The organism is Streptomyces sp. NPDC127117 (assembly GCF_042677325.1).
Lineage (GTDB): Bacteria > Actinomycetota > Actinomycetes > Streptomycetales > Streptomycetaceae > Streptomyces.
This window is the reverse complement of sequence record NZ_JBHXTM010000103.1, coordinates 1-16,963: the sequence shown is the minus strand read 5'-3', so window position 1 is coordinate 16,963 and position 16,963 is coordinate 1. Positions and strand designations below refer to the sequence as shown.

At 68.8% G+C, this 16,963-nt stretch carries 15 protein-coding genes and 1 riboswitch; of the genes, 4 read left to right on the top strand and 11 right to left on the bottom strand.

Annotated features, from left to right (window positions below; translation table 11 throughout):
• Positions 1-52: 52 nt before the first annotated feature.
• From ACFVH0_RS39665 to ACFVH0_RS39640, 6 genes are all read right to left on the bottom strand, one after another.
• Positions 53-1,429, bottom strand: coding sequence for an aminotransferase class V-fold PLP-dependent enzyme (locus ACFVH0_RS39665; RefSeq protein ID WP_385828292.1), 1,377 nt, complete (start codon positions 1,427-1,429; stop codon positions 53-55).
• Between the two features lie 177 nt (positions 1,430-1,606).
• Positions 1,607-1,724, bottom strand: a riboswitch (SAM riboswitch).
• Between the two features lie 85 nt (positions 1,725-1,809).
• A complete protein-coding gene (trpD, locus tag ACFVH0_RS39660) occupies positions 1,810-2,874 on the bottom strand; it encodes an anthranilate phosphoribosyltransferase (RefSeq protein WP_385828291.1) in 1,065 nt (354 codons plus the stop codon).
• Between the two features lie 123 nt (positions 2,875-2,997).
• Complete coding sequence (locus ACFVH0_RS39655) at positions 2,998-4,647, bottom strand: cytochrome bc complex cytochrome b subunit (protein ID WP_385828290.1); 1,650 nt, start codon at positions 4,645-4,647, stop codon at positions 2,998-3,000.
• Positions 4,644-5,696 (bottom strand): Rieske 2Fe-2S domain-containing protein, encoded by a 1,053-nt coding sequence (locus ACFVH0_RS39650; RefSeq protein ID WP_385828289.1) that lies wholly within the window; start codon positions 5,694-5,696, stop codon positions 4,644-4,646. The genes ACFVH0_RS39655 and ACFVH0_RS39650 overlap by 4 nt, the downstream gene beginning before the upstream one ends.
• Positions 5,693-6,502 (bottom strand): c-type cytochrome, encoded by an 810-nt coding sequence (locus tag ACFVH0_RS39645; RefSeq protein ID WP_385828288.1) that lies wholly within the window; start codon positions 6,500-6,502, stop codon positions 5,693-5,695. Before ACFVH0_RS39645 ends, ACFVH0_RS39650 begins: the two co-directional genes overlap by 4 nt.
• Positions 6,503-6,564: 62 nt before the next feature.
• Positions 6,565-7,185, bottom strand: a complete 621-nt coding sequence (locus tag ACFVH0_RS39640) for a heme-copper oxidase subunit III (RefSeq protein ID WP_093543808.1) — start codon at positions 7,183-7,185, stop codon at positions 6,565-6,567.
• Between the two features lie 187 nt (positions 7,186-7,372).
• Between ACFVH0_RS39640 and ACFVH0_RS39635 the strand changes: the two genes are divergently transcribed.
• Positions 7,373-7,774: a hypothetical protein gene (locus tag ACFVH0_RS39635; RefSeq protein ID WP_317863505.1), complete on the top strand. Its 402-nt coding sequence runs from the start codon at positions 7,373-7,375 to the stop codon at positions 7,772-7,774.
• 57 nt (positions 7,775-7,831) lie between these two features.
• On the opposite strand, the gene ACFVH0_RS39630 is transcribed toward ACFVH0_RS39635, so the two are convergent.
• The 4 genes from ACFVH0_RS39630 to coxB all read right to left on the bottom strand — a co-directional run bounded on the left by ACFVH0_RS39630 (position 7,832) and on the right by coxB (position 12,297).
• Entirely contained in the window at positions 7,832-9,088 is a 1,257-nt protein-coding gene (locus ACFVH0_RS39630) for an Ig-like domain-containing protein (RefSeq protein WP_385828287.1), read from the bottom strand.
• Positions 9,089-9,206: 118 nt separating this feature from the next.
• Positions 9,207-9,605 carry a cytochrome c oxidase subunit 4 gene (locus ACFVH0_RS39625; RefSeq protein WP_124718114.1) on the bottom strand — a complete coding sequence of 133 codons (399 nt, stop codon included), beginning with the start codon at positions 9,603-9,605 and terminating at the stop codon, positions 9,207-9,209.
• Positions 9,602-11,338 carry a cytochrome c oxidase subunit I gene (gene ctaD, locus ACFVH0_RS39620; RefSeq protein ID WP_385828286.1) on the bottom strand — a complete coding sequence of 579 codons (1,737 nt, stop codon included), beginning with the start codon at positions 11,336-11,338 and terminating at the stop codon, positions 9,602-9,604. The genes ACFVH0_RS39625 and ctaD overlap by 4 nt, the downstream gene beginning before the upstream one ends.
• Positions 11,335-12,297 carry a cytochrome c oxidase subunit II gene (gene coxB, locus ACFVH0_RS39615; RefSeq protein ID WP_385828285.1) on the bottom strand — a complete coding sequence of 321 codons (963 nt, stop codon included), beginning with the start codon at positions 12,295-12,297 and terminating at the stop codon, positions 11,335-11,337. Before coxB ends, ctaD begins: the two co-directional genes overlap by 4 nt.
• 270 nt (positions 12,298-12,567) lie before the next feature.
• Here coxB and ACFVH0_RS39610 point away from each other — a divergent pair, with 270 nt between their 5' ends.
• Positions 12,568-13,950: a cysteine desulfurase/sulfurtransferase TusA family protein gene (locus ACFVH0_RS39610; protein ID WP_385828284.1), complete on the top strand. Its 1,383-nt coding sequence runs from the start codon at positions 12,568-12,570 to the stop codon at positions 13,948-13,950.
• Here ACFVH0_RS39610 and ACFVH0_RS39605 read toward each other — a convergent pair whose 3' ends face one another.
• The gene (locus tag ACFVH0_RS39605) at positions 13,951-14,925 is read right to left on the bottom strand and encodes a carbohydrate kinase family protein (RefSeq protein WP_266494502.1); all 975 of its coding nucleotides are present in this window, start codon (positions 14,923-14,925) and stop codon (positions 13,951-13,953) included.
• A gap of 160 nt (positions 14,926-15,085) precedes the next feature.
• Here ACFVH0_RS39605 and ACFVH0_RS39600 point away from each other — a divergent pair, with 160 nt between their 5' ends.
• Both ACFVH0_RS39600 and ACFVH0_RS39595 read left to right on the top strand, forming a co-directional pair.
• A complete protein-coding gene (locus tag ACFVH0_RS39600; RefSeq protein ID WP_385828283.1) occupies positions 15,086-15,283 on the top strand; it encodes a hypothetical protein in 198 nt (65 codons plus the stop codon).
• A 149-nt stretch (positions 15,284-15,432) separates the two neighbouring features.
• The gene (locus ACFVH0_RS39595; RefSeq protein WP_385828282.1) at positions 15,433-16,914 is read left to right on the top strand and encodes a hypothetical protein; all 1,482 of its coding nucleotides are present in this window, start codon (positions 15,433-15,435) and stop codon (positions 16,912-16,914) included.
• The last annotated feature ends 49 nt before the right edge of the window (positions 16,915-16,963 follow it).

The following is a 16,963-nucleotide window of genomic DNA, read 5'->3' as shown; positions in this document are numbered from 1 at the left end:
GGCCCACAGGCTGCCCGTCCCCCGCCGAAGTGCTGCGTGCCTTCCGACAGCCTCAGAGCTGTGCCGCACCCCGGTCCGGGACGCAGCGGCCGTCCTCGGTGCGGTACTTCCACTGGGCGCCCTTGCTCACCAGCTCCTTGACCGCGCGGACGAACCGCTCGATGTGCTCGTCCGGCGTACCGGCGCCGAAGCTCACCCGGATCGCGTTGAGCGAGCGCTCGCCCGGCTCGGCCTCCGGCGCACCGCACTCGCCGACCTCCTGCGGGTCGCTGCCCAGCAGGGTGCGGACCAGCGGGTGGGCGCAGAACAGTCCGTCGCGCACGCCGATGCCGTATTCGGCGGAGAGCGCGGCGGCGAAGTGCGAGCTGTTCCAGCCCTCCACCACGAAGGAGATGACGCCGACCCTCGGGGCGTCGTCGCCGAAGAGCGAGAGCACCTTGACCTCGGGGACCTCGGCCAGGCCGGCGCGCACCGCGGTGACGAGGTGCTGCTCCCGGGCGACCAGGTTGTCGAAGCCCGCCTCGGTGAGCGCCTTGCAGGCGGCGGCGATGGAGTACACGCCGATGACGTTGGGGGAACCGGCCTCGTGGCGGGCGGCGGTGGAGTGCCACTCGACGTCCACCCCGCCGTCGGTGCGACGGGCCACCTTGCGCGAGGCGCCGCCGCCCGCGAGGTAGGGCTCGGCCTCCTGGAGCCAGTCGGCCCGGCCGGCCAGGACGCCCGAGCCGAAGGGCGCGTACAGCTTGTGTCCGGAGAAGGCGACCCAGTCCACGTCCAGCTCGGCGATGTCGACGGGGTGGTGCGGGGCGAGCTGGGCGGCGTCCAGCACGATCCGGGCGCCGTGCGCGTGCGCGGCGGCGGCCAGCTCCTTCACGGGCCACAGCTCGCCGGTGACGTTGGAGGCGCCGGTGACACAGACCAGCGCGGGGCCGTAGGGGTCGCGCTCCGCGAGCGCCCGCTCCAGCGTCTCGACGGCTTGGGCCGGGGTGCGCGGGGCGTTGAGGTAGGTCACCCGGGCGTCGCGCCACGGCAGCAGCGAGGCGTGGTGCTCGGTCTCGTAGACGAAGACCTGGCAGTCGGCCGGGACCACCGCGGCCAGCAGGTTCAGCGAGTCGGTGGTCGAGCGGGTGAAGATCACCTGGTCGCCGGCGCGGCAGCCGAGGAACTCCGCGACGGTGGCGCGGCTGTTCTCGAAGAGGTCCGTGGAGAGCTGCGAGAGGTAACCGGCCCCGCGGTGGACGCTGCCGTAGTACGGGGCGTACGCGGCGACGTCGTCCCAGACCCGCTGGAGGGCGGGGGCGCTGGCGGCGTAGTCGAGCGCGGCGTACGTGACCTCACCGCCCGTGACCAGTGGAACCGTCACATCCTTCCCCAGAACCGGCAGAGGGGCACAAAGCGACTGGTCGGCGGCAGCGGTGAAGACAGACATGGCGAACTCCCGTAAGAGGCAGGCGAATCGCATGCGCCGGCGGATACGCGGCAGCGCAGCGGAAAGAGATGAAGAGGGGTGTGCGGAGGAGGGCCGACGGCCCTATCGCATTCGCGTGCTCACAAGAGGCTCCCTAGGGACCAGGACCCCGGGGGTTGGCATTCACAGATGCCGAGGGGCCCGCGCTTGCCGCAGACCTCGCTGCCTACGGCCTGGTCTTCACCCGGGGCACCCCGCCACGGACGGAGGGTTGCCGGACAGCGGGCCGGGGCCGTAGTCGCTGTCACTCATGACCTGCCCAGCATCTTGCCATACGTACGAAGACGCGCAAGGCGCAGTCCAGGATCCGGACTGCGCCCTGCGCCACATCTGCGCCTGTTTCAGGCGTTGCTGGCCGCCACCCAGCGCTCCAGCGCCCGCGCCGCCGCACCGGAGTCGATGGACTCGGCGGCCTTCGCGATCCCGGCCGCGAGCTGTTCGTTCAGCGTGCCGTCCGTCGGGTCGAGAGCCGTCAGCGCCGCCGCCGAGTTGAGCAGCACGGCGTCCCGCGCGGGCCCCCGCTCGCCGGCCAGCACCCGCCGGGCCACATCGGCGTTGTACGAGGCGTCCGCGCCGCGCAGGGCCTCCACGGGCACCAGCTCCAGGCCGACGTCGCGCGGGTCGAAGGTCTCCTCGCGCACCGCTCCGTCCCGGACCACCCAGACCCGCGAGGTCGCGGTCGTGGTCAGCTCGTCCAGGCCGTCGTCGCCGCGGAAGACCAGCGCCGAATTGCCGCGCTCGGCAAGGACGCCGGCGACGATGGGCGCCATCCTCAGGTCGGCGACACCGACGGCCTGGGAACGCACCTGGGCCGGGTTGGTGAGCGGTCCGAGGATGTTGAACGTGGTCGGCGTGCCGAGCTCCTTGCGGGCCCTGGCCACGTATCGCAGGGCGGGGTGGAACTTCACCGCGAAGCAGAAGGTGATGCCCGCCTCCTCGGCCACCTCGACGACCCGCTGGGCGCTGAGGTCCAGATTGACGCCGAGCTTCTCCAGCACATCGGAGGAACCGCTCGCGGACGAGGAGGCGCGGTTGCCGTGCTTGACGACCTTGGCGCCGGTGCCGGCGATGACGACCGCCGACATGGTGGAGATGTTCACCGTCTTGGCGAGGTCGCCGCCGGTGCCGACGATGTCGACCGTACGGCCGGGTACGTGGATGGTGTTGGCATGCTCGTACATCGCCCGCACCAGGCCGGAGACCTCGTCGATCGTCTCGCCCTTGGCGCGCAGGGCGACCGCGAATCCGGCGATCTGCACATCGCTCGCCTCACCGCGCATGATGCGGTCCATCGCCCACGCGGTGTCGTCGGCGGTGAGGTTCTCGCCGCGCAGCAGGGGGTTCAGCACGCCGGGCCAGGTACGGTCCGCCACGCTGTCGCCGCCGATCGGGGTCACAACGTTCATGGTCCGCTCCTGGGGTCCACAGCCGGTAAAAGGGATACCTCCACCCTATCCAGCCCCGGGGACGGCAAAGAGCCCCGTCCATCGAATGGACGGGGCTCCTGCTGTGGCGATCAGTTCAGGCGATCAGTGGTGACCGTGGCCGCTGGTGATCTCCTTGTACTCCTCGACGGTGGGCTTGGCGATCTGGTTGTCCTCGCCGAAGTAGCCCTTGCTGAGCCGGGCCCGCAGCTTCTGCAGGGCCGACACCTTGCGCTCGACACCGTTCTCGTCGACCGTCGGGCCGATCTCGACCGGCTTGTACTGCTCGTGCGCGGTGAGCGTGTGCAGCTGCTCGGGGCCGAGCGGCTCGTGGATCTCGACGAACTCACCGTGCGGCAGGCGCTTGATGATGCCGGACTCGCGTCCGTGCAGCACCTTCTCCTTGTCGCGGCGCTGGAGGCCGAGGCAGATCCGCCGGGTGGCGATGAACGCGAGGACCGGGCCGACGAAGATGAAGATCCGTACGAACCAGGAGATGGCGTTCAGCGACAGGTGGAAGTGCGTGGCCCACAGGTCGTTGCCACCGCCGATGAAGACGATGACGTACTCGGTGATCCAGGCGACACCGAAGGCCGTCCGGGTCGGGGCGTTGCGCGGGCGGTCCAGGATGTGGTGCTCGCGCTTGTCCCCGGTGACCCAGGACTCGACGAACGGGTAGACCGCGATGATCGCGAGTACCAGTCCGAAGGCCATCAGCGGGATGAACACACCCAGGACGAGCGTGTGACCCCAGAGGTTGATCTCCCAGCCAGGCATCACTCGGATCAGACCCTCGGCGAAGCCCATGTACCAGTCGGGCTGGGCGCCGGTGGACACCTGGTCCGGACGGTACGGACCGATGTTCCAGATCGGGTTGATCGTGGCGATCGCCGCGATGATGGCGATGATGCCGAAGACCAGGAAGAAGAAGCCACCGGCCTTCGCCATGTACACCGGCAGCAGCGGCATGCCGACGACGTTCTTGTTGGTGCGGCCGGGGCCCGCGAACTGCGTGTGCTTGTGGTAGAAGACCAGGATCAGGTGCGCCACCAGCAGGCCGAGCATGATGCCCGGCAGCAGCAGGATGTGGATCGAGTAGAACCGGGCGACGAAGTCGTGACCGGGGAACTCTCCGCCGAACAGGAACATCGAGATGTACGTGCCGACGATCGGCGTCGACAGGATCGCGCCCTGGGTGAACCGGACACCCGTACCGGACAGCAGGTCGTCCGGGAGCGAGTAGCCGGTGAAGCCGGTGAACATGCCCAGCACGAACAGCAGGAAGCCGAACAGCCAGTTGATCTCACGCGGCTTGCGGAACGCGCCCGTGAAGAAGACGCGCATCATGTGCACGAACATGCCGGCCAGGAAGATCAGCGCGGCCCAGTGGTGGATCTGGCGAACCAGCAGACCACCGCGGACGTCGAAGCTGATGTCCAGTGTCGAGGCGTATGCCTGCGACATCTTGATGCCCTGCATCGGCTCGTACGAGCCGTGGTACACGACCTCGTTCATGCTCGGGTGGAAGAACAGCGTCAGATACACACCCGTGAGGATGATGATGATGAAGCTGTAGAGGGCGATCTCACCGAGCATGAAGGACCAGTGGTCCGGGAAGATCTTGCGCATGTTGGCCTTGGCCAGGGAGTAGATCCCGAGCCGGCCGTCCGCCCAGTCGGCCACCCGCTCACCGGCGGGCGCCTTGCGATTGCCCGGTGCGGCGGCACCGGGCGTGTTCGTGGTCGCAGTACTCATCCGCGCTCCCAGAATGCAGGACCGACGGGCTCTTCGAAGTCACCGAGCGCCTCGAGGTTGCCCTCGCTGTTCACGCCGATCCGCAGCTGCGGGAGGGCGTGACCGGCCGGACCGAAGATGACGCGGGCGCCGTCGGAGAGGTCGAAGGTGGACTGGTGGCACGGGCAGAGCACGTGGTGCGTCTGCTGCTCGTACAGGCTGATCGGGCAGCCGACGTGGGTGCAGATCTTGGAGAAGGCCACGATTCCCTCGTGGGCCCACTCGCGCTCGCGCTTGTCCTTGATGTTGTCCGGCTCGATGCGGATGATCATCAGCGCGGCCTTGGCGATCTGGTTCTGGAAGTCCTCCGCCTCCTCCGTCAGCCCCTCGGGCATGGCGAAGGTCAGCGAACCGACGGCGACGTCCTCGGGACGCAGCGGCTCCATCGTGTTCATGTTGATGAGCTGCTTGCCCTTGGCCCACAGGGTGTTGCGGAGCTTCTTCTCCGGCAGCGGACCGAGGTCGCGCAGCAGCACCACACCGGAGAGGGGCACCAGGGCCAGCGCGCCGAACATGGTGTTGCGGATCAGCTTGCGCCGTCCGAAGCCGGACTCCTCGGCACCGGCCGCGAAGTCCGCCATGACCTTCGCCTTGACCTCGGGCTCCGCCTCGATGGCGTGCCGGTCGTCGGCGACCTCCACGTCGGACATCAGCGTGCGCGCCCAGTGGACGGCACCGGCGCCGATCGCGAAGAGTGCCACGCCCAGGGTCAGACCCAGGGAGAAGTTGAGCGCGCTCACATGGCCGAAGGGCCAGATGTACACGATCTTGTCGACCGGGAAGATGACGTACGAGGCGATGAAGCCGATCGTCGCCAGCATGGACAGCGTGAACATGAACGCGACGGCGCGCTCGGAGCGCTTCGCGGCCCGTTCGTCGATGTCCTGGATGCGCGGCTTGTGGGCCGGCAGCCCCGGGTCGGCGAACGGGTCGTCCGCGACCTTCACCGCGTCGTGCGCGGGGTCCTGCTCAGCGGGCAGGTTCTCGTCTGGAATCTCTTGGCTACTCATGACTTCTTGGCCTTAGCGGTGTGGGCCGCGACCCAAATGGCAACTGCGATCAGTGCGCCGAGCCCGAAGATCCAGGCGAACAGACCCTCACTGACCGGCCCCAGGCCGCCCAGCTTCAGCCCGCCCGGGTTCTCCGCCTGGGCGCTGTTCACGGTCTGGATGTACGCGATGATGTCCCGCTTCTGCTGCGCGGGCATCGTCGTGTCCGGGAAGGACGGCATGCTCTGCGGGCCGGTCTGCATGGCCTCGTAGACATGCTTCGGGTCCACGCCCTCAAGGCTGGGGGCGTACTTGCCGTTCGTCAGCGCGCCGCCCTCACCGGTGAAGTTGTGGCACTGCGCGCAGTTGGTACGGAACAGGTCGCCACCCTTGGCGATGTCCGCACCCTCAGGGTTGACCTCGTTCTTGGTCGGGATGACCGGGCCGGCGCCGAGCGACGCGACGTACGCCGCGAGCTGGTCGATCTGCGCCTGGCTGTAGATGACCTTCTTCTTCGGCACCTGGGCGCCGGGCTGCTGCGCCGGCATACGGCCCGTACCGACCTGGAAGTCAACGGCGGCGGAGCCCACGCCGACCAGGCTCGGCCCGTCGGTGGTGCCCTGACCGCCGGTTCCGTGGCAGCTGGCGCAACCGACGGAGTACAGCTTCTTGCCCTCATCGATGGCGAGGGACTGGGCGGTTTCGTCGGCCTGCGCCTTACTCGCGGGCGCAAACGCGGCGTACAGCCCCCCAGTGGCCGCCAGCGCGAGGAGTAGTACGACGACCGCCGCCAACGGATGGCGTCGTCGTGCGGAGAGCTTTTTCACGGATTACCCCGGTGTCAGGATCTTCTGCGTCGATGCTGGATGTGGTTCGGGTTCGAACCCGGTTACTTGATCATGTAGATCGTGGCGAAGAGGCCGATCCACACGACATCGACGAAGTGCCAGTAATAGGACACGACGATGGCGGCGGTCGCCTGTTCGTGGGTGAACCTCTTGGCTGCGTATGTCCTGCCCAGAACGAGCAGGAAGGCGATGAGACCGCCTGTCACATGCAGACCGTGGAAGCCGGTGGTCAGGTAGAACACCGAGCCGTACGGGTCGGAGGACAGCGAGAGGCCGTCCTTCTTCACCAGCTCGGTGTACTCGAAGACCTGGCCTCCGATGAAGATCGCACCCATCACGAAAGTGATCACGAACCAGGCACGGAGCTTCTTCACATCGCCCCGCTCCGCGGCGAAGACGCCGAGCTGGCAGGTGAGTGAGGAGAGCACCAGGATCGTGGTGTTCGTCGCCGAGAACGGGAAGTTCAGGGCCGAAGCCATTTCCTTCCAGTGGTCCGGTCCCGTCACCGATCGCAGGGTGAAGTACATCGCGAAGAGGGCCGCGAAGAACATCAGCTCGGAACTCAACCAGATGATGGTTCCGACGCTGGTGAGGTTCGGTCGATTGACCGACGGGTGCGCGTGCCCGGTTTCTACTGTCGTTGCTGTCGCCACGACCGACATTATGTCGGTCGCTTATCCCGCCCTCACCCCGGGGGGTGCCGTTCGGTGTGTCAGCCGGGTGTGTCCTCCCCGAACGGCCCATGGATCCGCTCTCCCGGGCGGTGCTGACAGGCCGTCGGGCGGAGTACGATCCGCGCATCGGTTCATGCCCGGAAAGCCCCGAAGACACAGATGTCACGGAGGAACAATGCAGCCGACCGCCACGGTCCTGGTCTACAGCGACGACGCCAACACCCGTGAGCAGGTGAGGCTGGCAGCCGGGCGCAGGCCCGCGGCTGACGTGCCACCGGTGGAATTCCTCGAATGCGCCACCATGCCCGCCGTGCTGGAGGCGCTGGACCGCGGCGGCATCGACGTCTGTGTGCTGGACGGCGAGACGGCGCCCGCGGGCGGCATGGGCGTCTGCCGGCAGATCAAGGACGAGATCTTCCGGTGCCCGCCGGTGCTGCTGCTGATCGGGCGCCCGCAGGACGCCTGGCTGGCCACCTGGAGCCGCGCGGACGCCGCGGTGACCCTGCCGGTCGAACCGGTCGAGTTCGCGGACGCCCTGGCCGCCCTGCTGCGCAGCAGGGACTGCGTGGGCGCCTGAGGCCCGCCGCGGCCCCGTCCGTGGTCCCTCCGAGGGGCAGCGCACACCCCGGTCCGGTCAGACCTCGGGGCGCAGTCGCGCCGCCTGGATCGTCTCCGTACGGTCCGGGGTGGTGCTCTTCTGCAGGGCGCTGCCCTTCAGCCATTTGGCCCAGGACAGGTTCCAGTCCCCGTAGCCGTTGTCGAACGGTGTCATCGTCTCGCCCTGGCTGCCCACGACCGTGACGATGTCGCCCGGGCGCACGGTGTTGTAGAACCACTCGGCCTGGCTGGTGCTCATGCCGGTACAGCCGTGGCTGACGTTCGCGTACCCCTGCGAGCCGGTGGACCAGGGGGCCGCGTGCACGTACTCGCCGCTCCAGGTGACCCGCGTCGCGTAGTAGACCTGCAGGTCGTACGAGTCGGAGGAGCCCTCGGCGATGCCGATCGTCTCCCCGCGCATACGTACGCGGTATTCCTTGCCCAGCACGACCTTGACGCCGTTTCGGGTGGAGAAGCCCGGCTTGCCGGTCGTCACCGGAATGGTGTTGATCACTTTCCCGTCGCGCTTGACCGTCATCGAGTGCGCCGCGGCGTTCGTGACGGCCTCGATGCGGGCGCCCGTGGTGAGCCTCAGCGGCTTGGTGGGGGCTCCGTAGAGGGCGTCGGTGACCTTGACGCCGGCCAGGCCGCTGGTGACGTCGATGGTCGCCCTGGCGGGCCAGTAGTCCTTGGGGCGGTAGTGCAGGGTCTTGTCGTCGACCCAGTACCAGGAGCCGGTCACGGCGGGCGTGGAGCGGACCCGCAGGGCGCGCTCGACATTGGCCCTGGAGGCCTTGTCCTTGACCGGAGCGCTGAGTTCCGCCGTGATGGGCTGTCCGACGCCGTAGGTGCCCGCCTGAGGGCCGAAGGCGACCTTCAGGAACTTCTTGGCGGAGGTGGTCCCGAAAGAGAGCGTACGGCTGCCAGGAGCGCCGTCGTCGTCCTCCACACCGACCCTGACGGTGTACCGGGTGCCGGCGGCGAGCGGGAGCGTGGAGTGCCACCGCTTCCCGTCCGCGCCGAGTTCACCCGCGAGGTGGCGGCCGCTCGTGTCGACGGCCGACACGTCCGTGATCCGGCCGTCGTCGCCGTTGACGGTGACCTCCAGCGGCTTGCCGGGGTCGACCTTCTCGTCGCCGTCCGACGCGTTGGCGGTGATCTCGTCCGCCGCGTCGTACGGCTTCTCCGCGAGCGGGTGGCCACCGGACCCGCCACAGGCGGTCACACCTGCGACCAGGGACACGACCAGCAGAGTGCAGCTCACTACGGGGCGGATGCGCGGCGTGTGGTTCATGGACCCACGTTATGGAGGTTCGTCCGTATCGGCGCGCGGTGTGACTGCGAACGGGGGGCCCGTACTCCTCTCGGTGGAGAAGTACGGGCCCCCCGTCAGGTGGAGCGGCGACGCTGTGTCACTGGGTGCGGTTCTCACCGCGGTAATACTCGAAGACCCAGCCGAACAGACCGATCAGGATGACCGGGGCCGAGAAGTAGAGCAGCCACCAGCCGAAGATGACTCCCATGAAGGCGAGGGCACCGCCGACCGCCAGCGAGAGCGGCTGCCAGCTGTGCGGGGAGAAGAACCCCACCTCGCCGGCCTCGTCCGCCACATCGGCTTCCTTGTTGTCCTGCGCCATGGCGTCGACCCGCCGGGCCGTGAAGGCCAGGTAGAAGCCGATCATGACACTCAGCCCGAAGGCCAGGACGAGCGCGGTGGTACCGGCCGGCTCCTTCGACCACACGCCGTACGTGACGGCCATGGCGAGGATGAAGACGCTCAGCCAGATGAACATCTTGCCCTGGATCTTCACTTGCCGGCCTCCTTGCCACCAGCGAGGGCCTTGTCATCCTCGGAGTGGTGCTCCAGCTGTTCGAGCGCCGAGATCTCCGGGTGATGCAGGTCGAACGCCGGGGATTCGGAACGGATCCGCGGCAGGGTGAGGAAGTTGTGCCGCGGCGGCGGGCAGGAGGTCGCCCACTCCAGCGAACGGCCGTAACCCCACGGGTCGTCGACCTCGACCTTCTTGCCGTACTTGGCGGTCTTCCACACGTTGTAGAAGAACGGCAGCATCGACAGGCCGAGCAGGAACGAGGAGATCGTCGAGATCGTGTTCAGCGCGGTGAAGCCGTCGGCCGCGAGGTAGTCCGCGTAACGACGCGGCATGCCCTCGGCACCCAGCCAGTGCTGCACCAGGAACGTGCCGTGGAAGCCCACGAACAGCGTCCAGAACGTGATCTTGCCGAGCCGCTCGTCCAGCATCTTGCCGGTGAACTTCGGCCACCAGAAGTGGAATCCGGAGAACATCGCGAAGACCACGGTGCCGAAGATGACGTAGTGGAAGTGCGCGACGACGAAGTACGAGTCCGAGACGTGGAAGTCCATCGGGGGCGATGCCAGGATCACGCCGGTCAGACCACCGAAGGTGAAGGTGATCAGGAAGCCGACGGCCCAGAGCATCGGTGTCTCGAAGGACAACGATCCCTTCCACATCGTGCCGATCCAGTTGAAGAACTTCACACCGGTCGGTACCGCGATGAGGAATGTCATGAACGAGAAGAACGGCAACAGCACGCCGCCCGTCACGTACATGTGGTGCGCCCACACCGTCACGGAAAGACCCGCGATGGCGATCGTCGCGCTGATCAGGCCGATGTAGCCGAACATCGGCTTCCGGCTGAACACCGGAATCACTTCGGAAATGATTCCGAAGAATGGCAGGGCGATGATGTACACCTCTGGATGGCCGAAGAACCAGAAGAGGTGTTGCCAGAGCAATGCGCCGCCATTGGCCGCGTCGAAGACATGCGCACCGAATTTACGGTCCGCCTCCAGCGCGAAGAGCGCGGCGGCGAGCACCGGGAAGGCCAGCAGGACCAGCACACCGGTCAGCAGGACGTTCCAGACGAAGATCGGCATGCGGAACATCGTCATGCCGGGGGCACGCATGCAGATGATCGTGGTGATGAAGTTGACCGAACCGAGGATCGTGCCGAAGCCGGAGAAGGCCAGACCCATGATCCACATGTCGGCGCCGACACCCGGCGACCGGACCGCGTCCGAGAGCGGGGAGTAGGCGAACCAGCCGAAGTCCGCCGCACCCTGCGGGGTGAGGAAGCCGGCCACCGCGATGATCGAGCCGAAGAGGTACAGCCAGTACGCGAACATGTTCAGCCGCGGGAACGCCACGTCGGGCGCGCCGATCTGCAGCGGCATGATCCAGTTCGCGAATCCGGCGAACAGCGGCGTCGCGAACATCAGCAGCATGATCGTGCCGTGCATCGTGAACGCCTGGTTGAACTGCTCGTTCGACATGATCTGCGTGCCGGGACGGGCCAGTTCGGCGCGCATGAAGAGCGCCATCAGACCGCCGATGCAGAAGAACGCGAACGATGTGACCAGGTACATCGTGCCGATCGTCTTGTGGTCAGTGGTGGTCAGCCACTTGATGACGACGTTTCCCGGCTGCTTGCGCCGGACCGGCAGCTCGTCCTCGTACGAGTCGTCTGCTGCCGCGGCACCCTGAGATTCGTTGAGGATGCTCACAGTTTGTTCGTCTCCGCATTCCTGGCCGGGTCAGTCTGCTCGATGCCGGCCGGCACGTAGCCCTTCTGGCCCTTCTTCGCCAGCTCCTCCAGGTGCGCCTGGTAGCGCTCGGGGGAGACGACCTTGACGTTGAAGAGCATCCGGGAGTGGTCGACGCCGCAGAGCTCGGCGCACTTGCCCATGAAGGTGCCCTCCTGGTTCGGAGTCACCTCGAAGGCGTTGGTGTGGCCCGGAATGACGTCCTGCTTCATGAGGAACGGCACCACCCAGAAGGAGTGGATGACGTCACGCGAAGTCAGTACGAAGCGGACCTTCTCGCCCTTCGGCAGCCACAGGGTCGGACCCGGGTTGCCGTTCTGCGGGTTCCGCGTTCCCGGGACGCCGAAGTCGTAGACGCCTTCCGCACCCTTGGGGAAGTCCTTGCGGAACCGGTCGGGGATGGCGTCGAGCTCCTTGGGGATCTCGTTGCCCGTGGCGGCGGAGCCGTCCACGTTCTCGATGTAGTTGAAGCCCCAGCTCCACTGGTAGCCGACCACGTTGATGGTGTGGGCCGGCTTCGGGGAGAGCGAGAGGAGCTTCGATTCATCGCGCGCGGTGAAGTAGAACAACACCGAGACGATGATCAGAGGGACCACGGTGTACAGCGCCTCGATGGGCATGTTGTACCTGGTCTGCGGAGGAACCTCGACCTTGGTGCGGCTGCGCCGGTGGAAGATGACGCTCCACAGGATCAGGCCCCAGACCAGCACGCCCGTGGCGAGCGCTGCCGCCCACGAGCCCTGCCAGAGGGAAAGGATCCGTGGTGCCTCTTCTGTTACCGGCGTGGGCATACCAAGGCGGGGGAAGTCCTTGTATGTGCAACCGGTTGCGGTCGCCAGGATCAGGCCCGCAGTCAGCACCTGCGGCAGCTTCCGCCGCATCGGGCGCCGCGACGAGCGGTCGGAGCCGTTGGGACTCACGTAGCGCCTTCCCGAGAGTCTCGCCCGCGCGGTCGGCGCGGCCGTCTTTCTGGTCGGTCGCCGCCCTGACGCGGGCAGGGGTTTGGATGTTTATGCGGACCAAACCCTACTGGACGCTATTTGGGGTCGCGCGGGGAGGGTGCCCAACGCGCCGCCCGACTCCCCGAAGGGGTGGAATACGGGCCTCCGACCGCCATCTGACGCCCCCTATCCTGACCCCGCGGGCGGCCCGTCCCCGGGCCCCGGCCCGGCTCGGGCTAGCGTGGCCGCGTGCCCTACTTCGACACCGCTTCCGCCGCCCCCCTGCACCCCGTCGCACGCCAGGCGCTGCTTGCCGCCCTGGACGAGGGCTGGGCCGATCCGGCCCGGCTGTACCGGGAGGGGCGGCGGGCCCGGCTGCTCCTGGACGCCGCCCGGGAGGCCGCCGCCGAGGCCGTCGGGTGCCGCCCGGACGAGCTCACATTCACCCCTTCGGGGACCTTGGCGGTTCACTCGGGAATTTCCGGGGCCCTCGCAGGACGTCGGCGTGTCGGCCGTCATCTGGTGGTCTCCTCGGTCGAACACTCGTCGGTGCTCCATTCAGCCGCCACCCATGAGGCCGGGGGCGGATCGGTCTCCGAGGTCCCGGTGGACCGGTCGGGGGCGGTGAGCGCGGCGGCGTACGGGGCGGTGCTGCGCGAGGACACCGCGCTGGCCTGTCTGCAGTCCGCCAACCACGAGGTCGGCACCGAGCAGCCGGTGGCCGGGGTCGCGGAGGTCTGCCGGGCGGCCGGGGTGCCGCTGCTGGTGGACGCCGCGCAGTCGCTGGGCCGGGAGCCGGTGCCGGAGGGCTGGTCGCTGCTGACCGGCAGCGCCCACAAGTGGGGCGGGCCGTCCGGCGTCGGGCTGCTGGCGGTGCGCAAGGGGGTGCGGTTCGCCGTTCAAGGTCCGGCCGACGAGCGGGAGTCGGGGCGGTCGGCGGGGTTCGAGAACCTTCCGGCGATCGTCGCGGCGGCCGCGTCGCTGCGGGCGGTGCGGGCGGAGGCCGCGGCCGAGTCCGTACGGCTGCGGGCCCTGGTGGACCGGATCCGGGCCGCGGTGCCGGAGCTGGTGCCCGATGTGGAGGTGGTCGGCGATCCGGTGCGGCGGCTGCCGCATCTGGTGACCTTCTCCTGTCTCTATGTCGACGGAGAGACACTGCTGCACGAGCTGGACCGGGCGGGTTTCTCCGTATCGTCCGGTTCGTCCTGCACCAGCAGCACGCTGACACCGAGCCATGTGCTCAGGGCCATGGGAGTGCTGTCGGAGGGGAACGTACGGGTGTCACTGCCGAACGGCACCGCCGACCAGGACGTGGACCGCTTCCTGGAGGTGCTGCCCCGGGTGGTGGCGGAGGTACGGGAAAGGCTCGGCGCGCCCGTTCCGGCGCCCCCCTCCCCCGCCCCGGTCACGTCCCTGGTGGTCGACGCGCTCGGGAAGCGCTGCCCGATCCCGGTGATCGAACTCGCGAAGGTGATCGGGGACGTGCCTCCGGGCGGGACGGTGACCGTGCTCTCCGACGACGAGGCGGCGCGGCTGGACATCCCGGCGTGGTGCGCGATGCGCGAGCAGGAGTACGTGGGTGAGGAGCCGGCGGACCGCGGCTCGGCCTATGTGGTCCGCCGGCTGTCCTGACTACGAGAGGTGGGTGCGCACCTCGGCGGCGGCGTCATGGCCGTACGCCTTGGTGAAGCGGTCCATGAAGTGGGCGCGGCGCAGGGTGTACTCCTGGGTGCCGACCGTCTCGATGACCAGGGTGGCCAGCATGCAGCCGACCTGGGCGGCGCGCTCCAGGCCGACGCCCCAGGCGAGGCCGGAGAGGAAACCGGCCCGGAAGGCGTCGCCGACGCCGGTCGGGTCGGCCTTGGTCTCCTCCTCCGGGCAGCCGACCTCGATCGGGTCCTGGCCGGCGCGCTCGATGCGGACGCCGCGGGCGCCGAGGGTGGTGACCCGGTGGCCGACCTTGGCCAGGATCTCCTCGTCGGTCCAGCCGGTCTTGGACTCGATGAGCCCCTTCTCGTACTCGTTGGAGAAGAGGTACGTGGCCCCGTCGAGGAGGATCCGGATCTCGTCGCCGTCCATCCGGGCGATCTGCTGCGAGAAGTCGGCGGCGAACGGGATGCCCCGGGAGCGGCACTCCTCCGTGTGGCGGAGCATCCCCTCGGGGTCGTCGGCGCCGATCGAGACCAGGTCGAGGCCGCCGACCCGGTCGGCGACGGCCTTCAGCTCGATGAGCCGGGCCTCGCTCATCGCACCGGTGTAGAAGGAACCGATCTGGTTGTGGTCGGCATCCGTCGTGCAGACGAAGCGGGCGGTGTGCAGGACCTCGGAGATCCGGACCGAACCGGTGTCGACGCCGTGGCGGTCGAGCCAGGCGCGGTACTCGTCGAAGTCGGAGCCGGCGGCGCCGACCAGGATCGGCTCCGTGCCCAGCAGGCCCATGCCGAAGCAGATGTTGGCGGCGACACCGCCCCGGCGCACGTCGAGGTTGTCGACCAGGAAGGAGAGCGAGACCGTGTGCAGCTGATCCGCGACCAGCTGGTCGGCGAAACGGCCGGGGAAGGTCATGAGGTGATCGGTGGCGATGGAGCCGGTGACTGCGATTCGCACGGGGAAACTGCTCCTGTGGAGATCGGGGGGAACGGGTGACTGTGTTCCCGGGGCGGCGTGACAGTTCACGCTACCGGTTCCCCGGACCCACCATGAAGGGGGCAAAACTACCCGATAGTAGGTCTTTCTTCCCGAGGCTCGCAGTGCCTACGGTGCGGATATGTCGAACCACATCGCCACGGGCGAGTCCGAGATCAGCCTGGCCGAGCTGCGCGTTGACTGCGCGCGGATGGCTCCGCACTGGGTGGCCCATCCGAAGTCTGCCCCCGTTCCGGTGGCGCCGTCCCGGATTCACGGGGTCAGCGTGCCCGCCGCCTCCGCCCGGCTGATCGACGCCATGTCCGACTACGGCGACTGAGAGGCGGCCGAGACCCGCACCGATCGCGCCCGAGGCCCCGCGAGGGAACCGTGCGCGCCGCTGCTCCGTCCCACCGTTGTCCCCGTCCGGGGACGGACGACAGGCCGGGCGACGGCATGTGACGCCCATACAGGCGAAGGAGCGATCCGGTGAGCACCGAGCGACCCGACAACGACGTGACCGGCCCCCGGCGGCGTTCGCCGCTCGCCGTGGCCTCGGTGGCGGCAGCCGTACTGCTGGCCGGTGGCGGTGGCGCGTACTGGGCCGCGACCGCGGCCGACGGCGACGGCAGGTCCGGCAGCGGCGCGGACGACGGCGGGCGGCGCACCCCTCCCCCGCTGGCCCTGGGGCAGCACTCGGGCGCCCCCACGGCCCCCGAGTCGCCCCCACGGGGCATCGCGCCGGGCGAGCCCGATCCGAGCGGCGGCCGGGTGGTCTACCGCGCGTCCGGCACGCTGCCCGAGGGGCCGCGCACGGCCGCGGTGCGGCAGTCGGTGGGCAGCGTCTCGGCGGCCGAGGTGGCCCGGCTGGCGAAGGCGCTGGGCCTGGCGGGCGCGCCGCAGGCCGAGGCCACATACTGGAAGGTGGGGTCCGACGGAGACGGCTCGGGCCCGGTCCTGCGGGTGAACAAGCAGGCTCCGGGCACCTGGAGCTTCGCCCGGTACGGCTCCGGCGGTACGGACAACTGCCAGAAGAAGGCGGTCTGTTCAGGCGGGAACCCGGCGCCTGGCGGCAGCGGTTCCCCGGTGAGCGAGAGCGCCGCCAGGGCCGCCGCGGCACCGGTCCTGAAGGCGGCGGGGCAGCACGACGCCACGCTGGATTCCGGCCAACTCATGGGTGCGGTACGGGTGGTGAACGCCGACCCGAAGGTGGACGGCCTGCCCACCTACGGCTGGTCGACCGGGATCCAGGTGGGTCCGGACGGTCAAGTGGTCGGCGGCAGCGGCCAGTTGAAGGGGCTGGAGAAGGGCGACAGCTATCCGGTGATCGACGCGGCAAAGGCGCTGGAGCAGCTGAACGGCCCGGCGGCCCGCAAGGAGGCCCGCGCGGACATCGGCGGCTGTGCCTCCCCCGTACCGCTGGACGAAGGCCTGAAATCGCCGAAGGCCCACTGCGGGGCGCGGACCGGGGCGGAGCGGCCGACGACGACCGCGACGGTCGACAAGGCGGTGTTCGGCCTGTCGGCGCAGTACGTGGCGGGCAAGCAGACGCTCGTACCGTCCTGGCTCTTCTCGGTGCAACCGGCCGCCGGCGGCCGGGGCACCACGGTGACACAGGTCGCCGTGGCCCCCTCGTACCTGGCGAAGAGCGCACCGGCGACGGCCGCTCCCACGCCGTCCCCGACGCCCCCGGGCGACGCGGATAAGCCCCAGCGGCAGTTGCTGTCGTACAGCGCCGACGGGCGGACCCTGTCGGTGACGTTCTGGGGCGGGGCGTGCAGCACGTACACCGCGAGCGCGACCGAGAGTCCGGACCGGGTGACCGTGAAGGTGACGGAGGCGAAGCAGCCCGGGAAGAAGGTCTGCATCATGATCGCCAAGGAACTGACCCGGACGGTGACGCTCGACGCACCGCTCGGCGACCGGACCGTGGTCGACGCGGTGTCGGGCGGCGACGTGCCCCGCGACTGAGCGCCCGACCCTCGGGCACGACGACGGCGGCGGTCCCGGATTACGGGAC